This window comes from Actinomyces ruminicola, from assembly GCF_900103885.1.
Classification (GTDB): Bacteria; Actinomycetota; Actinomycetes; order Actinomycetales; family Actinomycetaceae; genus Actinomyces; species Actinomyces ruminicola.
Genome location: NZ_FNIM01000036.1, coordinates 1 through 1,959 on the forward strand (window position 1 = coordinate 1; position 1,959 = coordinate 1,959).

Annotated in this window: 2 protein-coding genes; both read left to right on the plus strand. The window is 69.0% G+C overall.

The annotated features are described in order from the left end of the window. The coding region (locus BLR49_RS13385) for a hypothetical protein (RefSeq protein ID WP_176765890.1) at positions 1–254 on the plus strand (254 nt) is incomplete at its 5' end. Further along, positions 251–1,705: a DNA primase family protein gene (locus BLR49_RS12890; protein ID WP_092538251.1), complete on the plus strand. Its 1,455-nt coding sequence runs from the start codon at positions 251–253 to the stop codon at positions 1,703–1,705. The genes BLR49_RS13385 and BLR49_RS12890, both read left to right, overlap by 4 nt. Positions 1,706–1,959: the final 254 nt, after the last annotated feature.

A 1,959-nucleotide genomic window follows, 5' to 3' on the forward strand; every position in this document is an offset into this window, starting at 1 on the left:
AGCGGGCGCACGCCAACGGCTACTACGCCGGGTTCGTCGACGCTGTACGGCTCATCTGGCGGCTCGCCCGCGCACTCGGCTTCGCCGAGGGGCAGCGGAAACTGGCCCGTGACCTGGCGGCGGCCAACCGCGCCTTCCTCACGGAGCATGCCCGCGCCCTGGCGGCGGCGGTTGACCCGACGCCACGGGAATCGATCATGGAGCGGGCGGCCCGCAACCGCGCCCGCCTTCGCAAGGCGGGGGTGATCGCGTGAGCGCCTTCCCAAAGCCGCGCGACAACGACGGTTGGAGTGAGCCCGCCGTGCCGGGCAGTCTGTCCCACGCCGAGGCCATGGCGCTGCATGAGGAGCGGGAGGCCACCCCGCCGCCCCCGGCTGAAGAGAGCACGGGCGGGCAGCGGCGTATCGCGCACCGCTTCGCCAGCGCCTACGCCGGAAGACTGCTGTACGCCGCCGATCTGGACGAATGGTTCTGCTGGGACGGCAAGCGGTGGGCGCCGGACGTGAAGGGCGAGCGGCACCGGCTGCTCGACGAATGCCTACGCCAGGCGTGGGGCGACGCCTACAGCGACAAGAGCCTGAAACGAGCGGTGGAGTCCTGCCAGTCGGACCGCGCCGCCGAAGGCATCCTGTCCATCGCCTCGCGACTGGAGCCGTTCACCGTCGTGGCCGAGGACCTGGACGCCGACCCGCGGCTACTGAACACGGACAACGGCACCGTGGACCTGCGCACCATGGCGATTCGCCCGCACGACCCGGCGGACCGGATCACGAAGATCACCCACGCCGCCTGGCACCCGGACACGGCACCGGGGCGTTGGGGTGAGTTCCTGGAACAGGTGCTGACCGATCCCGCCGTGCGCCGCTACTTCCGCGCCTTCGTCGGCGTGGCGCTGTGCGGTGCGACGTTGGAGCAGGCGTTCACCATCGCTACCGGCACCGGCGCGAACGGTAAGGGCGTGGCCTACAACGCCATCCTGCACGCGCTCGGCGACTACGGGCACGCCGCCGAGTCGACCCTGTTCATGTCCGCCCGCGGCAAGGCGTCCAACGCGTCCCCCGAGCTTATGGGGCTCATGGGTAAGCGGTTCGTGGTGGCTTCGGAGACGGAACGGGACCAGCCGTTGGCGGCCGCGCTCATGAAGCAGCTCACCGGCGGTGACCCGATCACCGCCCGCCCGCTGTACGGCAAGCCCGTCACCTTCACGCCCACGCACACGGCCCTCATGGTCACCAACCACCTGCCCAGGGTTGCCGGGGATGATCCGGCGGTGTGGCGGCGCATCCGAGTGATCCCCTTCGACTTCGTGGTGCCAGAGGCGGATCGGGACCCCGAGCTTGGGGAGAAGCTGAAGCTGGAAGCCGACGCCGTGCTTGCGTGGGCGCTCGAGGGCTGGCGTGACTACCAGACGACCAACGGAATGCCGAAGGCGGCCAAGGTCACCGAGGCCACCGACGCCTACCAGGCCGAATCAGACACGGTGACCCGCTTCATCTCCGAGGCGTGCGTAACCGCCCCGGCGGCGCGCGTGGGGGTGCAGGAGCTGTTCGGTGAGTTCCAGGAGTGGGCGGCGGCCGACGGCGCAGACCCGATCGGCAGACACGCCTTCGCTCGGCAGATCGAATCGCGAGGCTTCGTGAAGCGTCGGACTGCAAGCGGGTTCGTCTTTCGCGGGCTCGGACTCCGAGCGGAGGAATCGGCATGATTGCAACGTTTACTGCCTACGTGTGCACCTTGTGTACCTTCAGGAGCAAACCTCTATACACGCGCGCGTATAAGGACTTTGCACATGAAAGTACACGAAGTGCACTAGCCGCCATCCCGAAGCCGGTGATCGCATGAGTGGGGTTGCTTGCGCTCGTGTGCTTCGCCAGGCCAGCGGTGCGGATCTGTCCGCCGGGGCGGTGGCGGTGCTGGCGGACGTGCCGGTGGGTGCGGTTCAGGCGCTACCGGCCAGCG